The organism is Pseudomonas sp. DR208 (assembly GCF_019823005.1).
Classification (GTDB): Bacteria; Pseudomonadota; Gammaproteobacteria; order Pseudomonadales; family Pseudomonadaceae; genus Aquipseudomonas; species Aquipseudomonas extremorientalis.
The window spans coordinates 256,924-282,610 of the sequence record NZ_CP081944.1 but is presented as its reverse complement, the minus strand read 5'-3'; the positions used below and the strand labels follow the sequence as shown (position 1 = coordinate 282,610).

The following is a 25,687-nucleotide window of genomic DNA, read 5'->3' as shown; positions in this document are numbered from 1 at the left end:
TCCCTTTTCCATGCGCCCCACAAGGTTCGCTACGTGATCGAGTTTCAAAACGTCCATAAAACCTACCGCGTCGCCGGTAGGGATATTCCCGCGCTGCACGCCACCAGTCTGAGTGTCGAAAACGGCCAGGTGTTCGGCCTGATCGGCCACTCCGGCGCGGGTAAAAGCACCCTGCTGCGCCTGATCAACCGCCTCGAAGAACCGAGCGGCGGCATCATCAGGGTAGATGGCGAAGAAGTCACCGCCCTGGACGCCAACGGCCTGCGCCGTTTCCGCCAGCAGGTCGGGATGATCTTCCAGCACTTCAACCTGCTGGCTTCCAAGACCGTCGCCGACAACGTGGCGCTGCCACTGACCCTGGCCGGCGAACTGTCGCGCAAGGACATCGACCTGCGCGTCGCAGAACTGCTCGCGCGCGTCGGCCTGTCGGACCACGCCAAAAAGTACCCGGCGCAGTTGTCCGGCGGCCAGAAACAACGCGTCGGCATCGCCCGCGCCCTGGCGACCAAGCCAAAGATCCTGCTGTGCGACGAAGCCACCAGCGCCCTCGACCCGCAGACCACCGCGTCGGTGCTTCAACTGTTGGCCGAGATCAACCGCGAGCTGAAGCTGACCATCGTGCTGATCACCCATGAAATGGACGTGATCCGCCGTGTCTGCGACCAGGTGGCCGTAATGGACGCCGGCGTGATCGTCGAGCAAGGCTCGGTGGCCGATGTATTCCTGCACCCCAAGCACCCAACCACGAAGCGTTTCGTGCAAGAGTCCGAGCAGGTCGACGAAAACGAGCAACGCGATGACTTCGCTCACGTACCCGGCCGCATCGTGCGCCTGACGTTCCAGGGCGAAGCGACCTACGCGCCGCTGCTGGGCACCGTCGCACGCGAAACGGGCGTGGACTACAGCATCCTCGCCGGTCGTATCGACCGCATCAAAGACATCCCTTACGGGCAATTGACCCTCGCCGTCACCGGTGGCGACATGGACGCTGCGTTTGCGCGCTTCACCGCTGCTGACGTCCACATGGAGATCCTGCGCTAATGGACGTCCTGTTGAGTTTCTTCGCCAATATTGACTGGTCCGAAATCTGGCTCGCCACCGGCGACACCATGACCATGCTGTTCGGCTCACTGTTCTTCACCGTGGTGCTGGGCCTGCCCCTGGGCGTGCTGCTGTTCCTCACCAGCCCGCGCCAACTGTTCGAACAGAAGGGCCTGTACGCGCTGCTGTCGCTGATCGTGAACATCCTGCGTTCGCTGCCGTTCATCATCCTGCTGATCGTGATGATCCCGTTCACTGTATTGATCACCGGCACTTCGCTGGGTGTGGCTGGTGCGATTCCGCCGTTGGTGGTGGGCGCGACGCCGTTCTTCGCACGCCTGGTGGAAACCGCGCTGCGTGAAGTGGACCGCGGCATTATCGAAGCCACGCAATCGATGGGCGCCAGCACGCGCCAGATCATCACCAACGCCTTGCTGCCCGAAGCGCGCCCAGGCATTTTCGCGGCGATTACGGTGACCGCGATTACACTGGTGTCCTACACGGCCATGGCCGGTGTGGTGGGTGCCGGCGGCCTGGGTGACCTGGCGATCCGTTTCGGTTACCAGCGTTTCCAGACTGACGTGATGGTGGTCACGGTGGTGATGCTGCTGATCCTGGTGCAAATTCTGCAAACCGTCGGCGACAAGCTGGTGGTGCACTTTTCTCGAAAATAACGGCCATTGCCGGTGATAAGCCGGCACATGCCCGAACAAGGAGCTTGTTGGATGAAGAAACTACTGGTTGCTTTCGCCGCCGTTGCCGCGTTTTCCGCCCACGCCGAGACCATCACGGTCGCGGCTTCGCCGGTCCCACACGCGGAAATCCTCGAATTCGTGAAACCTGCCCTCGCCAAAGAAGGCGTGGACCTGCAGGTCAAAGTCTTCACCGACTACGTGCAGCCGAACGTACAAGTCGCGGAAAAGCGCCTGGACGCCAACTTCTTCCAACACCAGCCGTACCTGGATGAATTCAACAAAGCCAAGGGCACCCACCTGGTGAGCGTCGGCGCGGTGCACCTGGAACCCCTGGGCGCCTACTCCAGCAAGTACAAGAAGCTGGACGAACTGCCAAGCGGCGCCAATGTGGTGATCCCCAACGACGCCACCAACGGCGGTCGGGCCCTGTTGCTGCTGGCCAAGAACGGCCTGATCACCCTGAAGGACCCGACCAACATCCTGTCGACCATCAAGGACATCACGGCCAACCCGAAAGGCCTGAAATTCCGCGAACTGGAAGCCGCCACCCTGCCGCGCGTACTGACCCAGGTCGACCTGGCGCTGATCAACACCAACTACGCGCTGGAAGCCAAGCTGGACCCGTCCAAGGATGCGCTGGTGATCGAGGGCAGCGATTCGCCTTACGTGAACATCCTGGTGACCCGCGAAGACAACAAGGACTCGGACGCCGTGAAGAAGCTGGTTGCAGCCCTGCACACGCCTGAAGTGAAGCAATTCATCGAAGAGAAGTACAAAGGCGCGATCAAGCCGGCGTTCTGATCTGATTCGATCTCCAACACGCTGAAGATCAAAAAATGTGGGAGGGGGCTTGCCCCCGATTGCTGAGTGTCAGTCACTGCATCTGGTGGCAGACCCACTGCTATCGGGGGCAAGCCCCCTCCCACATTTGTTATTTGTCGCCTGTTACTGACGCTTCAACAACCCCGGCAACTGCGCCACCAGCTTCTGGTTGTTCAACGGCGCACGGATGAACCCGCGCTGAGTCCCATCCGGCCCGATCAATGCCAGGTTGCCGCTGTGGTCGACGGTGTAGTTGGGCTTGCTGGTATCCGCCGGAATGAACGGAATGCTCACCGCATTCGAGACCTTCTGCACCTCCTCCACATTCGCGCCCGTCAGGCCCTGGAACTGCGGGTCGAAGTAGCCCAGGTACAGTTTGAGCTGGGTTGACGTATCGCGGTTCGGGTCCACACTGACCAAAATCACCTGCAACTTATCCACAGCCTCTTTAGGCAGCTCGCTCTTGATCTGGCGCAGCTGGGCGAGGGTAGTCGGGCAGATGTCCGGGCAGAAGGTGTAGCCGAAGAACAACAGGCTCCACTTGCCTTTCAATTCGTTGACCAGCACCGGCTGGCCGTCCTGGTTGGTCATGGTCACCGGCGGCAACTGACGGCTTTGCGGCAACAGGATGATACCTGCGTCGATCAGCGCGGTAGGGTCGCCCTGGCCCTTGCCCGAGAGCACTTTGTTAACGGTCAGGCCCATGATCAATGCCACCAGGGCCACCAGGATGAAGACAGTCTTTTGAGTTCGAGTCATAGGTTCAACAGTAAGTAGTGGTCTACGAGCAGGGCGATAAACAGCAGCAGCAAGTACCAGATAGAGTACTTGAAGGTGTTGATCGCCGCGTGCGGCCGACCGCCACGGTACAACACCCAGGCCCATTGCAGAAAGCGCCCGCCCAATACCAGGGCGCAGCCGAGGTACAGCAGGCCGCTCATGTGGATCACATAGGGCATCAGGCTCACCGCCAGCAGGGCAAAGGTGTAGAGCAGGATATGCACCTTGGTGTAGTGCTCGCCGTGGGTCACCGGCAGCATCGGGATATCGGCCTTGGCGTATTCTTCCTTGCGATGGATGGCCAAGGCCCAGAAGTGTGGCGGAGTCCAGGCAAAGATGATCAACACAAGCAGCAGGGGCTCGGCGCTGACATGCCCGGTGACGGCGACCCAACCCAGCAAGGGCGGCGCTGCACCGGCCAAGCCGCCGATAACAATATTCTGTGGCGTCGCACGCTTGAGAAAACCGGTGTAGATCACCGCATAACCGAGCAGCGAGGCCAGCGTCAACCAGGCTGCGAGCGGATTGGTGAATGCCAGCAGCAGGGCCAACCCGGCAACAGCCAGAAACAAAGCAAAGGCCAACGCCGCCAGCGGTGACACCCGGCCCTCCGCCAACGGCCGCTTGTGAGTGCGCGCCATCACCGCGTCGATGCGTCGGTCCACCACATGGTTGACCGCCGCCGCGCCGCCTGCACACAGGGCAATCCCCAGGTTGCCAAACACCAGCACGGTCCACGGCACACCAGCGCGAGTCGCCAGGAACATCCCCACCAGCGAGGTGATGAGCATCAGCACCACCACCTTCGGCTTGGTCAGCTCCAGATAATCACGCCAGATGGCCTGGCCGTGACGCGCGCCGATCAAGGTCGCCATGGCATCTCTCCTTTAAGGGTAACGAGGCCCGATACGTGTTTGCGCGGAATAAAGCGCCAGCCGAACGGCAACTGGTTGCGCACCCGGACCAGACTGGTGCGCGCGTGATAGTTGACCAGTACCAGCGTCAGTAATAACGCCGCACCGCCCGCGTTATGCCCTACCGCAACCGGCAGCGGCAGGTGGAAATACACATTGCTCAGGCCCAGGCAGATTTGCGCCGCCAGGGCGATCAACAGCAAGCCGGCCAACCGCGTCATGCCGACTGCGCGCAACTGCCAGGCCAGGCCCAGCAGCACCAGGCTGACGATGACGGCGCCGATGCGGTGGGTCAGGTGGATGGCGGTGCGCGCCTCGCTGTCCAACTGCCCACCGAGGTAATTGGGGCCGATGTGTTGAGTCAGGTGGAAGCCGTTGGCAAAGTCCGCTGCCGGCCACCACTGCCCATGGCACGTTGGCAAATCGATACAGGCCACCGCCGCGTAGTTGGAACTGACCCAACCGCCCAGGGCAATCTGGCCGATCACCAGCACCAGGCCTGCCGTCGCCCAATATTGCAGGCGCTTGGGCACGATCAGCGCGGGCAATACGCCGGACAAACGCAGGGTCAGCAGGAACAGCAGGCTCAAGGTCGCAAAGCCACCCAACAGATGCCCCGTCACCACCTGCGGCCACAGCTTCAATGTCACCGTCCACATGCCAAATGCCGCTTGGGCGAACACCACCGCCAGTACAAACAGCGGCAGCTTCACCGGCTGGCCCGGATCGCGCCGATGGCTCCACGAGCGCGCCGCCAGCAACACAATCAGCAAGCCCAGGGTGCCGGCGAAGTAGCGATGGGTCATCTCGGCCCAGCCCTTGTCGGCCTCCACCGGCGTATCGGGGAAGTGAAGCTCGGCGTGGGCCAGTTGGGCTTCGGTGTTGGGCACGCCGATGAAGCCATAGCAGCCGGGCCAGTCCGGGCAGCCCAGACCCGCATGGGTCAGGCGGGTATAAGCGCCGAGCAGCACGACGATCAGCGCCAGCAAGGTGGCAAACAACGCGAGGCGAAATCCAGGTTTGGCCATGACGATGCCCCTATCCGATGTTCGACAGTTTCAGCAGGTGGCGCAGGTCGTTGAGCAAGTCCTTGCCTTTGACCTTGGTGTCATAGCGCAGCACCAGGTTGCCGTGGGGGTCGACGATCCACAGCTGAGCATCCCCCGGTGCAGCGGCGTTTTTACTGAAGGTCGACAGGTCCAGCGGGTAGCGTTGCAGTTGCGGGTACTCGGCCTTGAGCTTGGCGTCATAGTCGCTGTCCAGCGGCTGCGCACTGGCCAAGGCATGGCTGGCGCGGGAGGCATCGCGCCCCAGGCCGATCTGCAATTGACGCGCGAGGTAGACCAGTTGCTGGCAATCGGCGGCGCAGGCGGCGGGCGCGGTGACCAGCAGTTGCCAGCGCTGCTCATCGGCCGGCACGCCAATGTCGGCGCGGGTCTGGCCGTTGCCGATCATCTCGCCGTGGTAGCTGCGGCTTTGCGGCACCCAGAACTGCAGCTTGTACATGAAAGTGGCCAGCGCCATCGGGCCGATCACCATCATCAGGATCAGAATCAGTTGCCAACGGCCTTTGCGCCGATCAGGCACCTCAGACATGTTGGGTGGATTCATGGCCGCTCCCATGGGGCTTCTCCTTTTTGTTGTGCCATCCGAGGTAGAGGTAAAGCGCCAGCAACGCCAGCGACATGGCGAACCACTGCACGGCATACGCCAGGTGTTTTTCCGGCCCCATGGCCACGATGGGCCAGCTGGTTTCGTAAGTGCCGGGGCCGGGCTCGGCACGTAGCTCATAGGCGAAACCGCTGCGGCCCAATTGCGCCCACAACGCGGCAGGGTGCAGCGCCGTCAGCAGGCGTGGCCATTGCGCACTGGCGGGGTCGGCGTGCAATTGGAAGGTTTCGCCAGGGGCGACGTAGACCCAGGCATCCAGATTCAAGAGCTGCTCCGGGGTACTGAATACCGGTGGCGTGCGCCGGTCCGGCCAGGGTAGCCAGCCGCGATTCAGCAACAGCCACAGGCCGCTGGCCTGATCGTGGAAGGGTTGCAGCAGCTCTACGCCGGCCTTGCCGTCGCGCATGCGGTTATCGAGAAACACGCTGTGCCCGGCATCCAACTGCCCGCGCAAGCGCACGCGGCGAAAGGCCGGGTCGGCCATGTCATTGAGTTGCGCACTGCTGATCGGCTCCGCTGCGCGCCGCTCGGCATAACTGTCCACCAGCAGCTGCTTTTCATGGCCGCGCGACAGTTGCCAGAACCCCAAGCCCACCATCAGGGGCAGCAGTACCAGCACCACTAAGGTGGGTGCGATCCCTGGACGAAAGCGTTTTGCGGCGCTGGCTATACTTGTTTTCATTGCCCGCCCATCCCCGTGGAGCCCGACCATGCTCAAAGCTGCTATTGCCCTGATGCTGATCGCGACCGTCGTGAGCCTGTTCAGTGGCTTGTTCTTCCTGGTCAAGGACGAGGGCAACTCCAACCGCCTCGTCAACGCCCTGACCGTGCGTGTCGTACTGGCCGTGATCACACTGGCCTTGATCACCTGGGGCTTTTTCAGCGGCCAACTGGTTTCTCATGCGCCGTGGTAAGCCGCCTCACAGCACGTAAACGAAGAAAAACAGCCCGATCCACACCACGTCCACAAAGTGCCAATACCAACTGGCCGCCTCGAAGCCGAACTGGTGCTCGGCATTGAAATGCTCCTTGAGGATGCGCATCAGCATCACGAACAGAATGAGGGTGCCGATGGTCACGTGGGCGCCGTGGAAGCCGGTGAGCATAAAGAACGTCGCGCCATACACGCCGGAGCCCAGCGTCAGGCCCAGCTCTTTATAGGCGTGGATATACTCCTCGGCCTGGAACCCCAGGAACGCCAGCCCCAACAGCACCGTGATCGCCAACCAGATCTTCAACGCACCGCGATGACCTTTGCGCAGGGCATGGTGGGCGATGGTAATGGTCACGCTGGAGCTCACCAGCAGGATGGTATTGACCAGCGGCAGACCCCACGGGCTGATGGTGCCTTCAGGCGCGGGATACATTTTGGGGTCAGGGTTGTTGAGCAACGGCCAGGCAAACTCGAAGGTCGGCCACAGCATGTGCGCAATGCCCTTGTGACCCTCACCGCCCAACCACGGGCCGGACATGTGCCGCACATAAAACAGCGCACCGAAGAACGCGATAAAGAACATCACTTCGGAAAAGATGAACCAGGTCATGCCCCAACGGAACGAACGGTCCATCTGCGAACTGTACAAACCGGCGCGGCTTTCCTTGATGACCGCACCGAACCAACCGAACAGCATGTAAGCCAGCAGCAGCCCACCGACAAAAAAGATCCACGGGCCGTGGGATTCCGGGCGTGCCGCCTTGAGGTCGTTGAACCACACAGCCAGTCCATACACGGTGACCAGCATGCCAATCGTGGCAATTATCGGCCATTTGCTTTGCGCTGGTACGTAGTACGTATCATGAGTCGACATGTATTCGCTCTCCTGATTGAGGGGGCAAACAGTAGCTAGCCGCCGGTATGCACAGCCACCGGCGGTTGGCGCGCAGTGATATCGAACAGCGTGTACGCCAGAGTCAGATGCTTCACATCCTTGGGCATGTCGCGGTCGACGATGAAGCGCACCGGCATCTCGATCCGCTGGCCCGGCTGCAGCACTTGCTGGGTGAAGCAAAAGCATTCGGTCTTGTGGAAATACATCGCCGCTTCGGCCGGGGAAATGCTCGGTACGGCCTGGGCAGTCATCGGCTTGTCGGTCGGGTTGTGGGCCACGAACAGCATCTCGGTCACCGCGCCCGGGTTGACCACCACTTCGTCCGCCTTGGCATAGAAATCCCAGACCATATCGATGGCATTGGTAGACAGGAACTGCACGCGCACCTGGCGCGTCGGGTCGACAACCTGCTCGCCCTCATACTGCCCTGCGGTCTTGCCGTTGATGCCGAACGCCTTGCACATCACGTCGTAGATCGGCACCAGCGCAAAGCCGAAGGCGAACATCGCCACCACCAGGATCAGCAGCCGTGTGACCAGGCGCTTGATCGGCAAGTATTCAGCCATGACGCCCACCCAATGTGAATGAGGCCATTGTGGGAGGGGGCTTGCCCCCGATAGCTGTTTTGCAGCCAATCATGATGTCGGCTGTCACACCGCCATCGGGGGCAAGCCCCCTCCCACATTGGCCGTGTAAGCAGTGCCAAGGCGTGTTCATTTGACCTCCGGCGGGGTGGTGAAGGTGTGGTATGGCGCCGGCGAAGGGATGCTCCACTCCAGGCCTTCAGCGCCATCCCAGGGCTTGGCCGGCGCCAGCGGGCCGCCACGGATGCACTTGATCACGATAAACAGGAAGAAGATCTGCGTGGCGCCGAACATGAACGCGCCGATCGACGAAACCATGTTGAAGTCAGCGAACTGCAGGTTGTAGTCCGGCACCCGGCGCGGCATGCCCGCCAGCCCGACAAAATGCATCGGGAAAAACGCCATGTTCATGCCCACGAAAGACAACCAGAAGTGCAGCTTGCCCAGGGTTTCGTCGTACATGTGGCCGGTCCATTTCGGCAGCCAGTAGTAGGCCGAAGCGAAGATGCCGAAGATCGCGCCGGGCACCAGTACGTAATGGAAGTGCGCCACCACGAAATAGGTGTCGTGGTACTGGAAGTCCGCCGGGGCAATCGCCAGCATCAGCCCGGAGAAACCGCCAATGGTGAACAGGATCACGAAGGCCACGGCGAACAGCATCGGCGTTTCGAAGGTCAGCGAGCCCTGCCACATGGTGCTGACCCAGTTGAACACCTTCACCCCGGTGGGCACGGCAATCAGCAGGGTGGCGTACATGAAGAACAACTCGCCCACCAGCGGGATGCCCACCACGAACATGTGGTGCGCCCACACGATGAACGACAGGAATGCAATGCTCGCTGTGGCGTAGACCATCGAGGTGTAGCCGAACAACGGCTTGCGCGAAAAGGTCGGGATGATCGAGCTGACGGCGCCGAAGGCCGGCAGGATCATGATGTACACCTCGGGGTGGCCGAAAAACCAGAACACGTGCTGGAACAGCACCGGGTCACCGCCGCCGGCCGCGCTGAAGAAGCTGGTACCGAAGTGGATGTCCATCAGCATCATGGTCACACACCCGGCCAGCACCGGCATGACCGCGATCAGCAGGAACGCGGTGATCAGCCAGGTCCACACGAACAGCGGCATTTTCATCAAGGTCATGCCCGGGGCACGCAGGTTGAGGATGGTGGCGACCACGTTGATCGCGCCCATGATCGAGCTGATACCCATCAGGTGAATGGCGAAGATAAAGAACGTCACGCTTTCCGGTGCGTAGGTGGTGGAGAGCGGCGCGTAGAAGGTCCAGCCGAAGTTCGGCCCGCCTCCTGGCGTGAACAGCGTCGAGACCAGCAGCAGGAAGGCCGCCGGCAACAGCCAGAAACTGAAGTTGTTCATGCGCGGCAGGGCCATGTCGGGCGCGCCGATCATCAACGGGATCATCCAGTTGGCCAGGCCGACAAACGCCGGCATCACCGCGCCGAACACCATGATCAGCCCGTGCATGGTGGTCATCTGGTTGAAGAACGCCGGCTGCACGATCTGCAGGCCGGGCTGGAACAGCTCGGCCCGGATCACCATGGCGAACGAGCCGCCGAGCAAGAACATGACAAAGGCGAACCACAGGTACATGGTGCCGATGTCTTTGTGGTTGGTGGTCAGCACCCAGCGCATCAGGCCCTTGGCGGGGCCGTGGGCATGGTCGGCGTGACCATGGTCGTCGATCACAGCGCTCATGGTCGTTCTCCTGCAAGCGAGTGGGCGGGGCGGGTCGCGGTCAATGCCATGAGAGAGGTCATTTGCTTTCCGCCTGCTTGATGGCCAGCACGTCTTTAGGCGTGACCATGTCGCCTTTGTTGTTACCCCAGGCATTACGCTCGTAGGTCACCACGGCGGCGATATCCACTTCCGAGAGCTGCTTACCGAACGCCGCCATCGCGGTGCCGGGCTTGCCGTGGTACACGAGGCTCAGGTGATCGGCGGCGGGACCGGTGGCGATCTTGGAACCCTTGAGCGCCGGGAACATCGGTGGCAGGCCCTGGCCTTCGGCCTGGTGACAGGCCACGCAGGTGGTGTGGTAGACCTTGTCGCCACGGGCCACCAGCTCGTCCAGGGTCCACTCTTTGGAGGTCAGCTCCTTGAGCTTGGCGGCCTCTGCCTTGCGCTCGCCGAGCCAGGTGTCGTAGTCGGCCCTGGACTTGACCTCGACCACAATAGGCATGAAGCCGTGGTCCTTGCCGCACAGCTCGGCGCACTGGCCACGGTAGATGCCGGGCTTCTCGACACGGGTCCAGGCCTCGTTGACGAAGCCGGGAATTGCGTCGCGCTTGACCGCAAACGCCGGCACCCACCAGGAGTGGATCACATCGGCGGCGGTCACCAGGAAGCGCACCTTGGCCCCCACCGGCAACACCAGCGGCTGGTCGACTTCCAGCAGATAGTGTTCGCCCTTGGTCGCCTGGTTGTGGATCTGTTCGGCGGGCGTGGCCAGGTTGCTGAAGAACTCCACATCCTGGCCCAGGTATTTGTAATGCCATTTCCACTGGTAGCCGGTGACCTGGATATCGATATCCGACTCACTGCTGTCGTAGATATTGATCAGGGTCTTGGTGGCCGGAATGGCCATCGCGATCAGGATCAGCAAGGGCACGACGGTCCAGAGGATCTCCACGGTAGTGCTCTCGTGGAACTTGGCCGCGACCTGGCCCGTAGACCGGCGATGAACGATCATCGACCAGAACATCGCGCCAAACACGATGATGCCGATCACCACACAGATCCAGAATATGGTCATGTGCAGGTCGAACACAGCGTGACTGACTTCTGTCGCCCCTGGCGCCATATTCGTTGTCCAGGCGGCATGTGCCTGGCCGAATACCGACCACAACAGGAGGCCCATCCAAACATGTGGATGTCGCATCATTGCGGGTTCCCCTTATCGTTCTTGTTATCCCGCCGGTTTGCACCTGCGTCGAAGGGAGCGGCTTCCATACTGCTTACAACCGCCTGGCCTTGCCTGCTTATGCAGTCTGGCGTCATCAGCTAATCGCGTACAAATCCGAGTATAGACAGGCTCTGCAACCCCGCAATGTGTAGGGGCAAATGAGTAGAAATGACTGGCTGGAGTCAATAAAACCGGGCACGGAATCGTTTATCCGACGAACGATGGCAATTCGATATAACGCGGGCGCATAACCATGAAATAATTATGACAAATGCGTCTGAGGCGCTCGTATAAACGAGCTACCTTATCTTCTCCCTTTTCCTACGCCTGCATCACTGGAGCTTTCATGAACACCGCCGCATTGCGCGAGCAGATTTCCCGTGCCCATCAACACGAAGCCAGCACTGGCCAGCTTGCCCTGCAACTGGAAAAACAATTGCCGCACCTGCATTCGGCCATCTCCCTGGCTGACGGTGATCGCAACATTGTCATGACCCGCTTTGTCACCGCCTACATCGACTTGGTCCCGGACTTGCTGGACGCCGCCAACGACGTGGCCCGCGAGGCCGGTATCGAAAGCCAGATCAAACCGGTACTGAAAATCGCCGAGCACTTCTTCCTGCAACCGCCTGCCATCCTGGCCGGCCATGAAGGTCTCGATGGCCTGCTGGATGAGGCCTACCTGGCTCATCGCCTGGTCGAAGAGGTCAACGATTTGTATATCAAGCACTTTGGCCAGCCGTTGATTCCGGCCGATACCACGGTGGCCAATGTCATTGCCCATCAGTTGATCGGCGAAACCTTCGCCAACCTGCTGGATGAAGCGGTACACCACGCAGTGGATGAAATGCTCAACGAAGAAAGCTTTGCGCTGGAGTCCGTGGAGGCTTATCGCGAACAGCTCAAGAGCCCCGACACGGAAGCCGCGTGGAAGCGCTGGCCATGCCTGTCGCGACAGCTGGGGGTTGAGTTGGCGCTGGATCAGCCGGCCTGATCCCGCCTTGTAGGAGCTGGCTTGCCGGCTCCTACAGGCGTTGTTTTGCTGTTCAGGCTGGCGCGGAGCCTATCCCCGTCGTCGTCCTCACCCGGCCTTCCAGCCGACGCTTCAACCCGCGCGCCTCGATCACCAACGTCGAGCCCTTGGCCGCATTGGCCCGCCCCCATTCCTCCAGCAATTCCAGGCAGGAATGGTCGATGTAACTCAGGTTGCTCAGCGGAACATGCACGGTCGTCCCGGCAGGCACCGTCGACAAGACTTGAGTCAACGCGGGCACTTTCAGAAAGGTCGCCGCACCGGTCAGGCGCAGTTCCATCTCGCCGTCCTGAGGCAGGTCGATCAGGCTGACCTTCAACCGCGAAGCCTTGAACGCCAGCTTGACCAACGTCAGCCCGAAGCCCACCAATACGCCGGTCAGCAGGTCGGTAAAGATGATCGCCAGCGCCGTGGCCGCGTAGGTAAACATCGGCATCCGCCCATAGCGTCCCAGTGCCTTGAAGGCCTTGATGTCGACCAGCTTGATACCGGTGTACACCAGCACACCCGCCAGGCTCGCCACCGGGATGCTTTGCAGCACACTCGACAGCAACAGCACGAACGCCAGCAGCCACAGGCCATGGAACATCGCCGACAAGCGCGTGGTTGCACCGGCCTGCACGTTGGCCGAGCTGCGCACAATCACGCCGGTCATCGGCAAGGCGCCGACCAGGCCGCAGAGCATGTTGCCCACCCCTTGAGCAGACAACTCCTTGTCGAAATCCGAACGCTGACCGCTGTGCATGCGGTCGACCGCCGCCGCAGACAGCAGCGTTTCAGCGCTCGCGATAAACGCCACGGCAAATGCGGCGATCAACAGTTGGGGATCGGCAAGGTTCAACAGGTCACTGGGGCGTAGCCAGTCGATGGCATCAGCAAGGTTTTCCGGGACTTCGACACGCTTGACCTGCAACGCCAGCACCAGGCTGACAACCGTGGCCAGGCCCACGCCCAGCAAAGCACCGGGCACAAAGCGCAGCTGCTGCGGGCGCAATTTGTCCCAGGCGTACATCACCAGCATCGTCGACAAACCGAGCAACCCGGCCTGCCAGCCCAGGCCACCGCCCAGGGTCGGGATTGCGTCGGCCAGTGCCGCCGGGAAGCCTGCCAGATTGTCGAGCCCCGAAGGCTTGGGCGCGCCGTCGAGCATCACGTGGATCTGCGACAGCACAATCAGCACGCCAATCCCCGCCAACATGCCGTACACCACCGCCGGTGCCGTGACGCGAAACCAGCAGCCCAGGCGCAAACGCCCGGCAACCAGTTGCAGGAATCCCGCCAGCAGCAGGATCGGCCCGAGCATCAGCATGCCGTGCTGGCGCACCAACTCGAACACCAGCACCGCCAGGCCCGCCGCCGGGCCACTGACTTGCAACGGCGAGCCCGCCAACCAGCCCACCACCAAGCCTCCGATAATCCCGGTAATCAGGCCTTTGGCCGGCGGCATGCCAGAGGCGATCGCAATCCCCATGCACAAGGGCAGGGCGACCAGAAACACAACCACGGAAGCGAGCAGCTCCCTTGGCAATACAGCTTTCAATTGAGCAGCACGCATGATGACTCTCCCGAGGCATTCGCCGGGCGCGGTAAAGCCTGGCTGCGTCCATGGCAGCCACCGCTTTACCCGGCAGGGAAGTGTGTTAGAAGCGCGCTTTAGGCGTCGCGCAAGGGATCGGTCCGTCGCCGCTCAACGGTCGGAACGTCGACTGGTCGGCATCGTAGGCGCGGATTTCGCTGGTCTCGATGTTGTAGATCCAACCGTGGATAAACAAATGACCATTGGCCATGCGCGAAGCCACGGAGGGGTGAGTGCGCAAATGTTGCAGTTGGGCGATGACGTTTTCTTCGGTGAGCACTTTCATGCTCTCGCCTTCATTGGCGCAGTCGCAGTTGTCATGCACCATGGTCTTGGCAACCTCGGCATGCCGCAGCCAGGCCTTGACCGTCGGCATCTTCTCCAGGCTGTCAGGGTTGAGCACCGCGCGCATGGCGCCACAATCGGAGTGCCCGCAGACGATGATGTGCTGCACGCCAAGGGCGAGTACCGCGTACTCGATGGCCGTGGAAACACCGCCGTTCATCTGGCCGTAAGGCGGTACGACGTTGCCGACGTTACGGGTCACGAACAGATCGCCAGGAGAGCTCTGAGTGATCAGCTCAGGCACGATGCGCGAGTCGGCGCAGGTAATGAACATCGCCCGTGGACTCTGGGCCGTGGCGAGTTTCTTGAAGAGTTCTTCCTGCTGGGGGAAGACGTCGTGATGGAAATGCAAAAAGCCGTCAACGATATGCTTTAGCGCTGCATCGGCGGTTTCAGCCACCTGAGGGGCAGAAGCCGACGCAGCCAACGGCTGTTTATCCTTGTCACTCATGGTTCATCCTCTTGATTAATGCAGGGGAGTTTTCAAGTCAGTTGGACGCTTGGCCAATGGATTAGTTGTAAAACGCCAGGGGCCACAGTGCCGACTCATCAGTCACTCGCTGAACAAGGTAACCGCCGAAACTTAACTCAAACTGAATGAACCGCTCTAGATCGAGGGTTTCAGTGATGTCAAAACGCGACCACCCCTACAGGAACGGTGCGTTCTGCCCTGTCAGTCTACAACAATGCCATCTGCCTGCCCGGAGGACAGAACGCCGTGCAATCCAGGTCAAACCCTTCCCGCCGGTTGAGCCCCAGCCGCTTGATGGCTTTACTGAAGCGCTGCGCCAGCAAGTCGGCAAACGGCCCTTCGCCACGCATGCGCACGCCGAAGCGGCTGTCATACACCTCGCCGCCACGCACCTGGCGCACCAGGCTCATCACATGGGCCGCACGCTGTGGGTAATGCGCCGCCAGCCACTCCTCGAACAACGGCGCCACCTCCAGCGGCAGGCGCAGCATCATGTACGCCGCACTTTGCGCGCCCGCAGCGTGAGCTTCGGTCAGCAGGCTTTCCAGCTCACTGTCATTGATCATCGGAATCATCGGCGAGCACAGCACGCCCACCGGGATCCCAGCCTCACGCATCACCCGGATCGCGCGCAGGCGCGCCTTGGGCGCCGCCGTGCGTGGCTCCAGGATACGCTTGAGTTCGTCGTCCAGGCTGGTGAGGCTGATCATCACGGCGACCAGCCGCTGGCGCGCCAACTCGGTGAGCAGGTCCAGATCGCGCAATATCAGCGAGCCCTTGGTGATGATGGTCACCGGATGGCGATAGCGCAGCAGCACTTGCAGGGTTTGCCGGGTGATCTTGTACTCGCGCTCGATCGGTTGGTACGGGTCGGTGTTGGACCCAAGGTTGATCGGCGCGCACACGTAACCCGGTTTCGACAACTGCTGTTCCAGCACATCGGCGGCGTTGGTCTTGGCGATCAGTCTGGTTTCGAAATCCAGCCCCGGCGACATGTCCCAATAGGCATGGCTCGGCCGCGCGTAGCAGTAGATACAGCCGTGCTCACAGCCACGGTAGGGGTTGATCGAACGATCGAACGGCAAGTCCGGCGAGTTGTTGCGGGTGATGATGGTCTTGGCCGTTTCGATGCGCACTTCAGTGCCCTGGGTCGGCGGCACTTCCTGGAACCAGCCGTCATCCTCGACCACGCTGACAGTCGGTGCGAAGCGGTTGTGCAGGTTGGTGGCCGTGCCCCGGCCACGGGGCGGCAACGGAGTAGACATGAAAACGCCTCGATACTGTTTTTATATACAGTATCGAGGCGCAGGGCTTCTGACCAGTGCCGTTTGGCGGTCAGCCAGGGATCAGTGCCGTTGCGTGACCTGGCCCAGGTCATCGCCCGAGGTGGTGCGCATATCGTTCTTGCGCAGGTCCGCCACTTCGTTGGCTTTCACCGGCGCACCTTTATTGCCCCAACTGCCCCGAATGAAACTGACCACATCCGCCACTTCCTGATCCGACAGACGCCAGGCGAACGCCGGCATGGTGAAGGTCGAGGGCGCCGCGTGGGTAGCCGGCAAGGTGCCGCCATTCAACACGATGTTGATCAACGACGTGGCATCCGCCGTCTGCACTACCGGGTTACCCGCCAGCGCCGGGAACACCCGCGTGTAGCCATGCCCGTCGGTACGGTGGCAGGCCGCGCAGTTGTCGATATATACCGACGCGCCCGGCTTGCGGTCATCGCCTTTCCACAGCGCCTCGGCCACCTGCTTGTCGTACTGATGCGCTTGGTCCTTGGGGTCTACCGCCGGCAAGCTCTTGAGGTAACGGGCGATAGCCGTCAGGTCATCCTCCGACATGTACTGCATGCTGTGGACGACAACGTCGCTCATGCCACCAAACACCGCGCTGCGATCACTGCGCCCGGTCTTGAGGAATTGCACCAACTGCTCCTCACTCCAACTGCCGAGGCCGTCCTTGTGGTCACCGCGCAGGCTTTTGGCGATCCAGCCCTCCAGCGGCGCACTGCCGGACAGGAAGGCGTTGCCGTCAGAGGCACTCAGGGCTTTTTCCTGCATGGTCAGGGCCCGTGGCGTGTGACATGCGCCGCAATGGCCAAGGCCTTCCACCAGGTAGGCGCCACGGCTGACCACCGGGTCGGCGGCGGCTTGCGCCTGATGCGCTTCGACAGCCGGCGCAAACATCCAACGCCACGCCGCCAGCGGCCAGCGCATGCTCAAGGGCCACGGAATATCGCTGTCCTTGTTCTGCTGAGCGACCGGCTCGACACCCTTCATGAAATACGCATACAACGCCTGCATATCGCTGTCGCTGACACGCGCGTAAGACGGGTAGGGCATCGCCGGGTAAAGCGTACTACCGCTCTTGGCGACGCCATGGCGCACGGCCTTGTCGAAGTCTTCGAAGCTGTAGTCGCCCAGGCCGGTCTTGTCCGGGGTGATGTTGGTGGAATAGATCACGCCTATCGGCGTTTCCATCGGCAGGCCGCCGGCGAAGGGCTTGCCGCCTTTGGCGGTGTGGCAGGCCACGCAATCACCGGCGCGGGCCAGGTATTCACCTTGCTTGATCAAATCGGCTTCAGCCGCACTGACAGAGCAGCTGCTGAACAGGGCGAAGGTGGCGATAACAAGTGCTTTCATGGTCATCGCTCCTTATGCCTGAACCAGTGGGCCGGGATTTTTCAGGTATTGCTCGCGAATGGCCCGCGCCGACCAGTAGGTCAGCGCCGCAACCAGGCCGGTAGGGTTGTAGCCCAGGCCTTGTGGGAAAGCGGACGCACCTGGGACAAACACGTTGTGCACATCCCAGCACTGCAGGTAGCGGTTCAACGCGCTGGTTTTCGGGTCGGTGCCCATGATCGCGCCGCCATTGAGGTGGGTGGTCTGGTAGGACGCCGTGTTGAAATGCTCACCGACCTTTTTGCCGAGCAGGGCAATCGCCTTGGGGTTCATCGCCTCGGCGACCTTGCTCATTTTCTCGACCATGAAGCGGTTCATCTTGATGTCGTTTTCCTGCCAGTCGAACGTCATCCGCAGCAGCGGCAGGCCGTAGGCATCGCGATAAACAGGGTCCAGATCCAGGTAGTTGCCCCGGTAGGATTGATGGGCACCGTGGGCATCCATCGACACCTGGTGGGTGTAGTAATCGGCGGTGGCGCGTTTCCACGCGCTGCCCCAGGCCGGTGTGCCTGGCGGGTTGGACGTACCGGCAATCGGCCGGCTGCCGGCCTGGTTGACCCACATCGGCGAGCCCCCCACGAAGCCATGGGGGCCATGGTCGAAGTTGTCGGCGTTGAAGTCATCGATGGCCACGCCATTGCCGCCTGCACCGATGAAGTTGTTGGTATGAGTGTCTTTGTCGAAGAAGGCCTTGATGGTGGCCATGTTCTGGTAGGCGAAGTTCCTGCCCACCACGCCCTCATTGGTTATCGGGTCGTAGGGCTTGCCGATGCCCGACAACAGCATCAAACGCACGTTGTGGAACTGGAAGGCGCCGAGAATCACCAGATCTGCCGGCTGTTCGCATTCCCGGCCCTGGGCGTCGATGTAGGTCACGCCGGTGGCCTTGCTCTTGGTGCTGTCGAGGTTGACCTTGAGTACGTGGGAATTGGGCCGCAGCTCAAAGTTCGGTACCTGGCGCAACGCCGGCAGGATGTTCACGTTCGGCGAGGCCTTGGAATACATGTAGCAGACATAGCCGCTGCAGAAACCGCAGAAGTTGCACGGCCCCATCTGCGCACCGTAGGGGTTGGTATAGGGCCCCGAGGTATTGGCGGACGGCAGGTTGTAGGGTTTGTAACCCACCTCGGCAGCCGCTTTCTGAAACAGCTGTGCGGAGACCGTATTCTTCTGCGCTTCCAACGGGAACGGATTGGAACGGTCCGGTGCATACGGGTTGCCGCCACGGCCTTCGCCTACCAGCTGACCTTTTACGGTCCAGGCCTGGCCGGAGGTGCCGAAGACTTTTTCCGCGTAGTCGAAAAACGGCTCCAGCTCTTCATAGCTCACGCCGAAGTCCTGGATGGTCATGTCCTTGGGGATGAAGTTTTTGCCGTAGCGCTCCTCATAGTGGCTGCGCATGCGCAGCTCGATCGGGTCGACACGGAAATGCACCCCCGACCAATGCAGGCCCGCGCCGCCCACACCGTTGCCCGGCAGGAACGCGCCCAACTGACGGTTGGGCAGGGCGACGTCATTCACGCTATGGCGAATGGTCACGGTCTCTTTGGAAATGTCCTGGAAGAGTTTTTTACGCACGCTGTAGGTCAGTTCATCGATGACCTGGGGATAGTTGCCGTCCGGGTAGGTGTCCTGCATCGGGCCACGCTCCAGCGCAACCACGTTGAGGCCTGCTTCCGTCAGCTCCTTGGCCATGATCGCGCCGGTCCAGCCGAAGCCTACGATCACTGCATCCACTTTCTTCATGATGGTCGCCACGTTTATGCCCTCTCACCGCGGATGGAAACTGCCGGGAAGGGGTATTGCTCGTTGCGTTCAACCCAGTCCATGAAATCGGCGCGAGCGCCGGGGAAGCCGATCATGGTCCAACCGACCATGCCTTTGTTGCCACCGTGGATGGGGTCGCAAAAGAACCCTTCCTTGGTGTTTTGCAGCAACAGGTTGAAGAACATCTTGGGCGGCACCGCGTCAAAATGCGCCGTCACTTCACTGCCGCCAGCCTCCAGACGACGCAACATATCGTCTCGGGTAGCGCTGTCTTGCGCAGCAAAAGCTTTACCGTTGAAGGCTTTCGACCAGGCATCCGTCGCGGCAATGCCCAGGCGATAGATGTCCTTGGGCACCAGTTTGGACTGCCAGCCCATCTCTGGAGCGGCATCCGCGTTGAACGGCCCTTGCATGAACCACAGGGCGCCGCTGGCGTACGGGGTGTTCATCTGACGGTCGATATATTCCGGCGCACCGGCTTCCAGGGCGCCCGGGCCTTGCTCATCGGCGGGAATCAGGCGCTCGACGGCGGCGTTGATAAACGCCCACTCCTCAGCCGTGAAGTACGTAGGCTCGTAGGCCTTTTCACTCACCGCAGGCTTGGCGGGAGCGGCCTGCGCCGGTTCAGGCGTTGCCATCAACATCGAGCCGCCAAGGCCAGTGCTGGCAACCGTGACCACCGGGATCAAGGTCAAGGATTTGCGCAAAAAGTCACGCCGGGGGTTGTCTTGATCTTGATCAGACATGGTGGCACCTCATCATGTGGTCACGGGAATATCGGCCGGCTTCTAGTGAGCGGCTTGGCCTTTTAGGCAATCAATAGTTACAAATGATAGCAGGCTATGAATTCACAGAACCGTTTCAGCGACTAAAGACTGAGGATTCACGATTCTTTGACGGCCTCCTCACGCCTCATTGACCCCCTCTGGACGAACCTGAGCACCACCCACTCCTTGCTCGGTTATGTCACCCATGCTCAAGAATCAATGGTTGTCAGGCCTCGGCCTCGCGATCATCGCGATGTTCACCTGCGCTTACGCTCAAGCCGACGACACCGTCTCAATCCGTTCACCGGAGTGGGCCCAACCTGTGGGTAATCAATACAACCTGCACCAGATGACGCCCACCCTCTACCGCAGCGCACTACCGGATCGCAACGCCGGGCCGCTGTTGGAACAGCTGAAGATCGGCACCGTGATCAACTTCCTGCCGGAGTCGGATGCCGACTGGCTCAAATCGCCTGGCATCCGTCAGGTTCAACTGACGTATCGCACCAACCATGTAGATGATACGGACGTGTTGGCGGCGCTGAGGGCCATCCGGGAAGCCGAAGCCAACGGCCCGGTGCTGATGCATTGCAAGCACGGCTCTGACCGCACTGGCCTGATGGCGGCGATGTATCGAGTCGTGATTCAGGGATGGAGCAAGGAAGACGCGCTGAACGAAATGACCTTGGGCGGGTTTGGCACCAGCAATGGCTTCAAGGACGGCGTTCGCTACATGATGAGGGCCGATATCGACAAGTTACGCACGGCCTTGGCGAATGGCGATTGCAGCACCAGCGCGTTCGCGTTGTGCTCGATGAAGGATTGGATCACGACGACGGGAAAAGACGAGAAATAACTGTAGGAGCCCGGCTGGCCGAACTCCTACAGAGGGCCGCCCGTCAGTCTTTTTTCAACTTCGGATTAGGAAAGAACTGCACCGCCTGCACCTTCGGGTCCGCCGGTGCTTTCAACGCCGTGGTATTGACCCGCGTACCCAATTCCTTGGGCACCGACAACCCTTGATCATTCAGCGTGTCGGTATAGCCGCAAGCCACGCACTCACGGTGCGGGACGTTGTCCTCGGTCCACATCTTCAGCTTGTCCGGTTCACTGCATGCCGGGCAGACCGCCCCGGCGATAAATTGCTTTTTGGTAATCACAGGCCCTTCACTCATGCTGCCGCGTCCTCACTCAGGCCGCTGTGGCGCAAGAGTGCGTCAATCGACGGCGCACGTCCGCGGAAGTCGACGAACAGCACCATCGGCTCCTGGGAGCCGCCACGCGCCAGGATCGCTTCGCGGAAGGCACGGCCGGTCTCGGCGTTGAGCACGCCGTCTTCTTCGAACTTGGAGAAGGCATCCGCCGACAACACTTCGGCCCACTTGTAGCTGTAGTAACCCGCCGCATAACCGCCCGCGAAGATGTGCGCAAAGCTGTTGGGGAAGCGGTTGTAGGCCGGCGGACGCATCACCGACACTTCATCGCGCACTCCTTCCAGCACCTGCGCCACGCTGCGACCATCGCCGTGGGTGGCGTGCAATTCAAAGTCGAACAGCGAGAACTCCAGTTGGCGCACCATCATCAGGCCGGACTGGAAATTCTTCGCCGCGAGCATTTTTTCCAGCAGGTCCTGGGGCAACGGCTCGCCGGTTTCATAGTGGCCGGAGATCAGCGCCAGGCCTTCCGGCTCCCAGCACCAGTTCTCCATGAACTGGCTCGGCAGTTCCACCGCATCCCAGGCCACGCCATTGATGCCGGACACGCCTGCGTGTTCTACGCGGGTCAGCAGGTGATGCAAGCCGTGGCCGAATTCGTGGAACAACGTGGTGACTTCATCGTGGGTCAGCAGGGCAGGCTTGCCGCTGTCGGCCGGGGTGAAGTTGCACACCAGGTTGGCCACCGGGCTTTGCAGCACACCGTCGATGGTGCGGCGACGGTCGCGGGCACCGTCCATCCAGGCACCGCCGCGCTTGTTGGCGCGGGCATACAGGTCAAAGAAGAAGCGGCCCACGTGTTGCCCGTTTTCCTTGATTTCGAACAGGCGGACATCCGGGTGCCAGGTGTCGAAGCCTTTCTGCTCGGCGATCTCGATGCCGTACAGGCGCTGCACGATGGCGAACAGGCCGCCCAGCACTTTGTCGATCGGGAAGTAGGCGCGCAGGGCTTCCTGGGACACGCTGTAGCGCTGCTCGCGCAGTTTTTCGCCGTAGAAACCGCTGTCCCAGCTTTGCAGGTCGGCGCAGCCTTGTTCGGCGGCGTAGGCCTTGAGCTGTTGCAGGTCCTGGGCGGCAAACGGCTTGCTGCGCTTGGCCAGGTCACGCAGGAAGCTCAGCACCTGGTCACTGGACTCGGCCATCTTGGTGGCCAGGCTCAGTTCGGAGAACGACGCATAACCCAGCAACTGGGCCAGTTCCTGGCGCAGGTCGAGGATCTGTTCCATCACCGGGCCGTTATCGTTCTGACCGGCATTCGGGCCTTGGTCCGACGCGCGGGTGCAGTAGGCCGCGTAGACTTCTTCACGCAGGGCACGGTCCTGAGCGTAAGTCATGACGGCGTAGTAGCTAGGGAATTCGAGGGTGATCAGCCAGCCGTCGAGACCTTTGGCCTGGGCGGCGGCGGCCATTTGCGCCTTGGCCGAGTCGGTCAGCCCGGCGAGGGTGGCTTCATCGGTGACGTGCCTGGTCCAGGCCTGGGTGGCGTCCAGCAACTGGTTGGAGAACTTGCTGCCCAGCTCCGACAGCTTGCTCTGCACTTCGGCGTAGCGTTTTTGCTGCTCCGGCGGCAGATCGATGCCCGACAGGCGGAAGTCACGCAGGGAATGTTCCAGGATGGTTTTCTGCGCCACGTCGAAACCGGCGGCTTCCGGGCTGTTAGCCAAGGCTTCGAAGGCCTGGAACAGCGCACGGTTCTGGCCCATCTCGGTGGAGTAGGCGCTCAATGCCGGCAGGCAGCCTTCGTAGGCTTCGCGCAGTTCGGCGCTGTTGCACACGGCGTTGAGGTGGCTGACCGGGCTCCACGCGGCGCCCAGACGATCATTCAGCTCGTCCATGGCCAGCACCAGGCCGGCCCATGTCGGATTTTTGCCCTGGCTTTGCAGGATGCCTTCGATGGCAACGCGGTTGTCGGCGAGGATCTGTTCGATGGCCGGCTGGACGTGCTCGGCACGGATCGCCGAGAACGGCGGCAGGTCGTAGGACTGCAGAAGAGGGTTGTTCGCGCTCACGGTTGGCACCTTGGCTGAAGAAACATGTAAGAACAAAGATGGGGCCATCTTAATTACAATCAACGCCCACCGCAGCTATCAGCAGAAGAGAGAGAGGCTATCGTGACCCTTCGCACCTATCAGAACCACACGCCAGCCCTGGGCGCCGGGGCTTTTGTCGATATTTCGGCGGTGGTGATCGGCGATGTCGAAATCGGCGCCGACAGCTCGGTCTGGCCGCTGACCGTGATCCGTGGCGACATGCACCGTATCCGTATCGGTGCGCGCACCAGCGTGCAGGATGGCTGTGTGCTGCACATCACCCACGCCGGGCCGTTCAACCCGAACGGTTTCCCCCTGTTGATCGGCGACGACGTGACCATCGCCCACAAGGTCATGCTGCATGGCTGCACAGTCGGCAATCGCATCCTGATCGGTATGGGCAGCATCGTGATGGATGGCGCCGTGGTCGAGGACGACGTGATCATCGGCGCCGGCAGCCTGGTGCCGCCGGGCAAGAAACTTGAAAGCGGCTTCCTGTATGTCGGCAGCCCGGTCAAACAGATTCGCCCGTTGACTGACAAGGAACGCGCCTTTTTCACCTACAGCGCCGCGAACTACGTGAAGCTCAAAGACCTGCACCTGGCTGAAGGATTCGACCGATGACCCTGCCTTACCAAACCGTCCTGTTCGACCTGGACGGCACGCTCACCGACCCACGCGAGGGCATTACCCGCTCGATCCAGTATGCCCTCGGCAAGTTGGGTATCGACGAGCCGGACCTGACCAAACTCGAACACTTCATCGGCCCGCCCTTGCTGCAGGCGTTCATGCAGTTCTACGGCTTCGACGAGGCCAAGGCCTGGGAAGCGGTGAACTTCTATCGCGAGCGTTTCAAGGTCACCGGCCTGTACGAAAACCGTGTGTTCGACGGCGTGATGCCTCTGCTGGAAGCATTGAACGATCAAGGCCGCCAGCTCTACGTCGCCACTTCCAAGCCCTGGGTGTTTGCCCGCGAAATCGCCCGGCATTTCGACTTTGCCAAGCACTTCAAGGTGATCTACGGCAGCGAGCTGGACGGGACGCGCACCAACAAAATCGAACTGATCGCCCACCTGATGAGCGAGGAAGGCCTGGACCCGGCCACCACCTTGATGATTGGTGATCGCAAGCATGACCTGATCGGCGCGCACAAGAATGGGCTGGATTCGGCGGCGGTGGGGTATGGGTTCGGCAGTTTCGAGGAGCTGAATGCCGAGGCGCCGACCTGGCATTTCGAGACGTTGGCGCAGATGCACCACGCGTTTTTGCAGCGCACTTGAGGGCGCTATCGGGGGCAAGCCCCCTCCCACAGTTGAGTGTGTTCACAAATTAGCATGTGGGAGGGGCTTGCCCCCGATGAGGCCCTAAAGGCCAATACCTTGCAACTGCCTCAACGCCGCCTTGCGCTGCTCCATCGGCAATCCGCCCAGCTTCTCCACCGCCGCATAAAACCTCAGCCAATCCCCACCTTCCTGCGCAAACAACGCCGCAAACGCAGGCACCCACTGGTCATACAGCCCGAACGGTAACAACCGCGCATTGTTCATGGGTTGGTTGATCCACGCGTCATACCGTTTGTCCCCGCCCCACTGGCTGTCGCGCAGCTGCCGGTAATCGCGACGCAGACGCTCGAACTCGGCCGCCTTCGCCCGGCGCATCACATCAGCGGCCAAGGGTTGGGCATAGAGTTTTTCCAATCGTTGGCGGGTATCGAGGATCAGCTGAATGAACTCATCACGCTGCTTCGACGCCGACAGGCTCTGCGGCGCCAAGCCACGTGCAGCGCGCCACTGGCGCGTGCCTTCCTGCTCGACGAAATTGGCAAACGACTCATTGAACTCGGTGTCGTCCTTCACATAGAAACGCTGATGCGCCAGTTCGTGGAAGATCAACGTGGCCAGCCGCTCATCACCCCAGTTCATCATCGAATTCATGATCGGGTCATTGAACCAGCCCAAGGTGGAATAGGCCTCGACACCGCCGATCGACACGTCCATGCCTCGCTGCTTCAACAACGCCGCCTCACCACGCGCCGCACCCTGGTTGTAGTAGCCGCGATAGGCCACACAGCCCGCAATGGGGAAGCAATGGGTTTCAGGAGACAGGGAAAACTCCTGCGTGGCGAAGACGTTCCAGACCACATAGGGTCGGCCAATGTCGGCGTACAACCTGTAACTCTGGTTGTCAGGCAGATGCAGGTGTTCACTGGCGAACGTACGCGCCTTTTGCGATTGCGCCAGGTGTTCGCGCAACAGCGGTGGGCGGGAAGGGTCGGCGATCACCTGCGCCACCGGCTCCCGGGCCCGCAGCAATTGCCACTGACCGCTGGCCAACTGGCTGTAATAGCTGACACTGGAACAGCCGCTGAGCAGCACAACCATCAACCCTGGAAGAAAACGCCTGACCATGCCCCGACCGCTCCTGGGTAATTTGCTCGCCAGACTATCGCGCCCAGGCGGAATTTTTCCATGGCGCGACGTGTTTATACTCATAGGAAGTCTGCCGCCGTCGCAGCAGGCTCAATTCTATCTTCCCGTTGA

25 protein-coding genes and 1 pseudogene are annotated in these 25,687 nt (G+C 61.2%); 8 read left to right on the top strand and 18 right to left on the bottom strand.

Going from position 1 to position 25,687, the window contains the following annotated elements; all coding sequences use genetic code 11:
- Positions 1-33 precede the first annotated feature (33 nt).
- Genes K5K89_RS01285 through K5K89_RS01275 form a run of 3 tightly spaced genes read left to right on the top strand, consistent with a single transcriptional unit; the run spans position 34 to position 2,537 of the window.
- Positions 34-1,041 carry a methionine ABC transporter ATP-binding protein gene (locus K5K89_RS01285; protein ID WP_222540717.1) on the top strand — a complete coding sequence of 336 codons (1,008 nt, stop codon included), beginning with the start codon at positions 34-36 and terminating at the stop codon, positions 1,039-1,041.
- On the top strand, positions 1,041-1,715 hold the full coding sequence (locus K5K89_RS01280; RefSeq protein WP_010207814.1) for a methionine ABC transporter permease: 675 nt from the start codon (positions 1,041-1,043) through the stop codon (positions 1,713-1,715). Before K5K89_RS01285 ends, K5K89_RS01280 begins: the two co-directional genes overlap by 1 nt.
- A 51-nt stretch (positions 1,716-1,766) precedes the next feature.
- On the top strand, positions 1,767-2,537 hold the full coding sequence (locus tag K5K89_RS01275) for a MetQ/NlpA family ABC transporter substrate-binding protein (RefSeq protein WP_092241435.1): 771 nt from the start codon (positions 1,767-1,769) through the stop codon (positions 2,535-2,537).
- Positions 2,538-2,681: 144 nt separating this feature from the next.
- Here the strand turns inward: K5K89_RS01275 and K5K89_RS01270 are convergent, their stop codons facing one another.
- The 5 genes from K5K89_RS01270 to K5K89_RS01250 are packed head-to-tail and all read right to left on the bottom strand — an operon-like array spanning position 2,682 to position 6,605.
- Positions 2,682-3,317, bottom strand: a complete 636-nt coding sequence (locus K5K89_RS01270; protein WP_222540716.1) for an SCO family protein — start codon at positions 3,315-3,317, stop codon at positions 2,682-2,684.
- Positions 3,314-4,213: a heme o synthase gene (gene cyoE, locus K5K89_RS01265; protein WP_071490938.1), complete on the bottom strand. Its 900-nt coding sequence runs from the start codon at positions 4,211-4,213 to the stop codon at positions 3,314-3,316. The genes K5K89_RS01270 and cyoE overlap by 4 nt, the downstream gene beginning before the upstream one ends.
- Positions 4,201-5,280 carry a COX15/CtaA family protein gene (locus K5K89_RS01260; RefSeq protein ID WP_092241437.1) on the bottom strand — a complete coding sequence of 360 codons (1,080 nt, stop codon included), beginning with the start codon at positions 5,278-5,280 and terminating at the stop codon, positions 4,201-4,203. Before K5K89_RS01260 ends, cyoE begins: the two co-directional genes overlap by 13 nt.
- 10 nt (positions 5,281-5,290) lie before the next feature.
- Entirely contained in the window at positions 5,291-5,875 is a 585-nt protein-coding gene (locus tag K5K89_RS01255) for a hypothetical protein (RefSeq protein ID WP_092241439.1), read from the bottom strand.
- Positions 5,841-6,605: an SURF1 family protein gene (locus tag K5K89_RS01250; protein ID WP_071490936.1), complete on the bottom strand. Its 765-nt coding sequence runs from the start codon at positions 6,603-6,605 to the stop codon at positions 5,841-5,843. The genes K5K89_RS01255 and K5K89_RS01250 overlap by 35 nt, the downstream gene beginning before the upstream one ends.
- A gap of 28 nt (positions 6,606-6,633) precedes the next feature.
- Here K5K89_RS01250 and K5K89_RS01245 point away from each other — a divergent pair, with 28 nt between their 5' ends.
- Positions 6,634-6,837, top strand: coding sequence for a twin transmembrane helix small protein (locus tag K5K89_RS01245; protein WP_058424417.1), 204 nt, complete (start codon positions 6,634-6,636; stop codon positions 6,835-6,837).
- 6 nt (positions 6,838-6,843) lie between these two features.
- On the opposite strand, the gene K5K89_RS01240 is transcribed toward K5K89_RS01245, so the two are convergent.
- The 4 genes from K5K89_RS01240 to coxB all read right to left on the bottom strand — a co-directional run bounded on the left by K5K89_RS01240 (position 6,844) and on the right by coxB (position 11,238).
- Entirely contained in the window at positions 6,844-7,731 is an 888-nt protein-coding gene (locus tag K5K89_RS01240; protein WP_222540715.1) for a cytochrome c oxidase subunit 3, read from the bottom strand.
- Between the two features lie 35 nt (positions 7,732-7,766).
- The gene (locus K5K89_RS01235; RefSeq protein WP_071490934.1) at positions 7,767-8,318 is read right to left on the bottom strand and encodes a cytochrome c oxidase assembly protein; all 552 of its coding nucleotides are present in this window, start codon (positions 8,316-8,318) and stop codon (positions 7,767-7,769) included.
- Between the two features lie 147 nt (positions 8,319-8,465).
- Positions 8,466-10,052, bottom strand: a complete 1,587-nt coding sequence (ctaD, locus tag K5K89_RS01230) for a cytochrome c oxidase subunit I (protein WP_222540714.1) — start codon at positions 10,050-10,052, stop codon at positions 8,466-8,468.
- Between the two features lie 58 nt (positions 10,053-10,110).
- Complete coding sequence (gene coxB, locus K5K89_RS01225; RefSeq protein ID WP_222540713.1) at positions 10,111-11,238, bottom strand: cytochrome c oxidase subunit II; 1,128 nt, start codon at positions 11,236-11,238, stop codon at positions 10,111-10,113.
- A 367-nt stretch (positions 11,239-11,605) separates the two neighbouring features.
- On the opposite strand from coxB, the gene K5K89_RS01220 reads away from it, so the two are divergent.
- Positions 11,606-12,253: a hypothetical protein gene (locus K5K89_RS01220; RefSeq protein ID WP_071490931.1), complete on the top strand. Its 648-nt coding sequence runs from the start codon at positions 11,606-11,608 to the stop codon at positions 12,251-12,253.
- 52 nt (positions 12,254-12,305) lie between these two features.
- Here K5K89_RS01220 and K5K89_RS01215 read toward each other — a convergent pair whose 3' ends face one another.
- From K5K89_RS01215 to K5K89_RS01190, 6 genes and pseudogenes are all read right to left on the bottom strand, one after another.
- Positions 12,306-13,847: a SulP family inorganic anion transporter gene (locus K5K89_RS01215; protein WP_071490930.1), complete on the bottom strand. Its 1,542-nt coding sequence runs from the start codon at positions 13,845-13,847 to the stop codon at positions 12,306-12,308.
- 85 nt (positions 13,848-13,932) lie between these two features.
- Positions 13,933-14,664, bottom strand: a complete 732-nt coding sequence (locus tag K5K89_RS01210) for a carbonic anhydrase (RefSeq protein ID WP_071490929.1) — start codon at positions 14,662-14,664, stop codon at positions 13,933-13,935.
- A 227-nt stretch (positions 14,665-14,891) separates the two neighbouring features.
- Positions 14,892-15,950: a PA0069 family radical SAM protein gene (locus K5K89_RS01205; protein WP_092241445.1), complete on the bottom strand. Its 1,059-nt coding sequence runs from the start codon at positions 15,948-15,950 to the stop codon at positions 14,892-14,894.
- 70 nt (positions 15,951-16,020) lie between these two features.
- Positions 16,021-17,336, bottom strand: a pseudogene (locus tag K5K89_RS01200) (c-type cytochrome).
- A gap of 6 nt (positions 17,337-17,342) precedes the next feature.
- Positions 17,343-19,127, bottom strand: a complete 1,785-nt coding sequence (locus tag K5K89_RS01195) for a GMC family oxidoreductase (protein WP_092241449.1) — start codon at positions 19,125-19,127, stop codon at positions 17,343-17,345.
- A 2-nt stretch (positions 19,128-19,129) separates the two neighbouring features.
- Entirely contained in the window at positions 19,130-19,882 is a 753-nt protein-coding gene (locus tag K5K89_RS01190; protein WP_222540711.1) for a gluconate 2-dehydrogenase subunit 3 family protein, read from the bottom strand.
- 226 nt (positions 19,883-20,108) lie between these two features.
- Between K5K89_RS01190 and K5K89_RS01185 the strand changes: the two genes are divergently transcribed.
- Positions 20,109-20,759, top strand: a complete 651-nt coding sequence (locus K5K89_RS01185; protein ID WP_071490924.1) for a tyrosine-protein phosphatase — start codon at positions 20,109-20,111, stop codon at positions 20,757-20,759.
- Positions 20,760-20,802: 43 nt separating this feature from the next.
- Here the strand turns inward: K5K89_RS01185 and K5K89_RS01180 are convergent, their stop codons facing one another.
- Positions 20,803-21,078 (bottom strand): YheV family putative zinc ribbon protein, encoded by a 276-nt coding sequence (locus tag K5K89_RS01180; RefSeq protein WP_003187322.1) that lies wholly within the window; start codon positions 21,076-21,078, stop codon positions 20,803-20,805.
- Entirely contained in the window at positions 21,075-23,174 is a 2,100-nt protein-coding gene (gene prlC, locus K5K89_RS01175; protein ID WP_170856038.1) for an oligopeptidase A, read from the bottom strand. The genes K5K89_RS01180 and prlC overlap by 4 nt, the downstream gene beginning before the upstream one ends.
- Before the next feature lie 54 nt (positions 23,175-23,228).
- Here prlC and K5K89_RS01170 point away from each other — a divergent pair, with 54 nt between their 5' ends.
- A complete protein-coding gene (locus K5K89_RS01170; protein ID WP_092241455.1) occupies positions 23,229-23,771 on the top strand; it encodes a gamma carbonic anhydrase family protein in 543 nt (180 codons plus the stop codon).
- The gene (locus K5K89_RS01165) at positions 23,768-24,427 is read left to right on the top strand and encodes an HAD family hydrolase (RefSeq protein ID WP_222540710.1); all 660 of its coding nucleotides are present in this window, start codon (positions 23,768-23,770) and stop codon (positions 24,425-24,427) included. The genes K5K89_RS01170 and K5K89_RS01165 overlap by 4 nt, the downstream gene beginning before the upstream one ends.
- Before the next feature lie 84 nt (positions 24,428-24,511).
- Here K5K89_RS01165 and K5K89_RS01160 read toward each other — a convergent pair whose 3' ends face one another.
- Entirely contained in the window at positions 24,512-25,555 is a 1,044-nt protein-coding gene (locus K5K89_RS01160; protein ID WP_222540709.1) for an aminopeptidase, read from the bottom strand.
- Positions 25,556-25,687: the final 132 nt, after the last annotated feature.